Source organism: Pseudoalteromonas sp. 31A1, assembly GCF_011378815.1.
Classification (GTDB): Bacteria; Pseudomonadota; Gammaproteobacteria; order Enterobacterales; family Alteromonadaceae; genus Pseudoalteromonas; species Pseudoalteromonas arctica.
The window spans coordinates 1,773-4,859 of the sequence record NZ_WTKY01000047.1; the positions used below are offsets into that span (position 1 = coordinate 1,773).

Sequence of the window (3,087 nt, forward strand, 5' to 3'; positions counted from 1 at the left end):
GAATACATTGTATTTATCAAGAGTTTTCAAAAGTAAAAAAAGAATGGTAGCAGTACCATTCAGTGCCATTTAGTTAACTCTTCTGAGTTGATTGATTGGTATCTACTTTAGTATTCAATATTGACTTCTGGCGAAGTTAAACTGTCACAAAACAAAGACCCGTTTGGGTTGTATGGTTAAGTGACTAAGCGTACACGGTGGATGCCTTGGCAGTTGGAGGCGATGAAGGACGTATTAACTTGCGATAAGCTTAGTCAAGCTAGTAAAAAGCGCTTGAGACTAAGATTTCCGAATGGGGAAACCCACCTGCTTGCAGGTATCGTTAACTGAATACATAGGTTAACGAAGCGAACGCGGAGAACTGAAACATCTAAGTACCCGTAGGAAAAGAAATCAACCGAGATTCCGAAAGTAGCGGCGAGCGAAATCGGAACAGCCCTTAAGCTTATTATGTGTTAATGGAAGGCTGCTGGAAAGCGCCACGATACAGGGTGATAGTCCCGTACATGAAAAGACATTTTAAGTGAAATCGAGTAGGTCGGAGCACGTGAAACTTTGACTGAATATAGGTGGACCATCATCTAAGGCTAAATACTCCCAACTGACCGATAGTGAACCAGTACCGTGAGGGAAAGGCGAAAAGAACCCCTGTGAGGGGAGTGAAATAGAACCTGAAACCGTGTACGTACAAGCAGTAGGAGCCCACTTGTTGGGTGACTGCGTACCTTTTGTATAATGGGTCAGCGACTTATATTTTGTAGCGAGGTTAACCGAATAGGGTAGCCGTAGGGAAACCGAGTCTTAACTGGGCGAATAGTTGCAAGGTATAGACCCGAAACCCGGTGATCTAGCCATGGGCAGGTTGAAGGTTGAGTAACATCAACTGGAGGACCGAACCCACTAACGTTGAAAAGTTAGGGGATGACCTGTGGCTAGGAGTGAAAGGCTAATCAAACCGGGAGATAGCTGGTTCTCCCCGAAATCTATTTAGGTAGAGCCTCGGACGAATACTTACGGGGGTAGAGCACTGTTAAGGCTAGGGGGTCATCCCGACTTACCAACCCTTTGCAAACTCCGAATACCGTAAAGTAATATCCGGGAGACACACGGCGGGTGCTAACGTCCGTCGTGAAGAGGGAAACAACCCAGACCGCCAGCTAAGGTCCCAAAGTCATAGTTAAGTGGGAAACGATGTGGAAAGGCCCAGACAGCCAGGAGGTTGGCTTAGAAGCAGCCATCCTTTAAAGAAAGCGTAATAGCTCACTGGTCGAGTCGGTCTGCGCGGAAGATGTAACGGGGCTAAACTATGCACCGAAGCTGCGGATTCAGAATTTATTCTGAGTGGTAGGGGAGCGTTCTGTAAGCCGTTGAAGGTGTACCGGGAGGTATGCTGGAGGTATCAGAAGTGCGAATGCTGACATGAGTAACGATAATGGGAGTGAAAAACTCCCACGCCGGAAGACCAAGGGTTCCTATCCCATGTTAATCAGGGTAGGGTAAGTCGACCCCTAAGGCGAGGCCGAAAGGCGTAGTCGATGGGAAACAGATTAATATTTCTGTACTCGATATAATTGCGATGGGGGGACGGAGCAGGCTAAGCAAGCATAGCGTTGGTAGTCTATGTGAAAGTGAGTAGGGCGTTTGTTTAGGTAAATCCGGACAAACATTAAACCTGAGACACGAGACGAGTCACTACGGTGATGAAGTTGCTGATGCCATACTTCCAGGAAAAGCCTCTAAGCTTCAGATTATATGGAATCGTACCCCAAACCGACACAGGTGGTCAGGTAGAGAATACTAAGGCGCTTGAGAGAACTCGGGTGAAGGAACTAGGCAAAATCGTACCGTAACTTCGGGAGAAGGTACGCTCCTATCTGTGATGAGACTTGCTCTCTAAGCGGACGGGAGCCGCAGTGACCAGGTGGCTGGGACTGTTTATTAAAAACACAGCACTGTGCAAAATCGCAAGATGACGTATACGGTGTGACACCTGCCCGGTGCCGGAAGGTTAATTGATGGGGTTATCCTTAGGGAGAAGCTCTTGATCGAAGCCCCGGTAAACGGCGGCCGTAACTATAACGGTCCTAAGGTAGCGAAATTCCTTGTCGGGTAAGTTCCGACCTGCACGAATGGTGTAACCATGGCCACGCTGTCTCCACCCGAGACTCAGTGAAATTGAAATCGCAGTGAAGATGCTGTGTACCCGCGGCTAGACGGAAAGACCCCGTGAACCTTTACTACAGCTTGGCACTGAACATTGAACCTACATGTGTAGGATAGGTGGGAGACTTTGAAGCAGCGACGCTAGTTGTTGTGGAGTCAACCTTGAAATACCACCCTTGTAGTTTTGATGTTCTAACGTTGGCCCCTGAATCGGGGTTACGGACAGTGCCTGGTGGGTAGTTTGACTGGGGCGGTCTCCTCCTAAAGAGTAACGGAGGAGCACGAAGGTTGGCTAAGTACGGTCGGACATCGTACGGTTAGTGTAATGGTAGAAGCCAGCTTAACTGCGAGACAGACACGTCGAGCAGGTACGAAAGTAGGTCATAGTGATCCGGTGGTTCTGAATGGAAGGGCCATCGCTCAACGGATAAAAGGTACTCCGGGGATAACAGGCTGATACCGCCCAAGAGTTCATATCGACGGCGGTGTTTGGCACCTCGATGTCGGCTCATCACATCCTGGGGCTGAAGTCGGTCCCAAGGGTATGGCTGTTCGCCATTTAAAGTGGTACGCGAGCTGGGTTTAGAACGTCGTGAGACAGTTCGGTCCCTATCTGCCGTGGGCGTTTGAGAATTGAGAGGGGTTGCTCCTAGTACGAGAGGACCGGAGTGAACGAACCGCTGGTGTTCGGGTTGTCATGCCAATGGCATTGCCCGGTAGCTACGTTCGGAACTGATAAGCGCTGAAAGCATCTAAGCGCGAAGCAGGCCTCGAGATGAGTTCTCACTAGACTTTTAAAGTCTCTGAAGGGCCGTTGAAGACTACAACGTTGATAGGCAAGATGTGGAAGTGGTGTGAGCCATTAAGCTAACTTGTACTAATTACCCGTGAGGCTTAACCATACAACGCCAAACGCGTTTTATG

The 3,087-nt window shown here is 48.9% G+C and carries 1 rRNA gene; it reads left to right on the forward strand.

Annotated features, from left to right (window positions below):
* The first annotated feature begins 174 nt into the window (after window positions 1-174).
* Window positions 175-3,065 (forward strand): 23S ribosomal RNA (locus GQR52_RS20050).
* The last annotated feature ends 22 nt before the right edge of the window (window positions 3,066-3,087 follow it).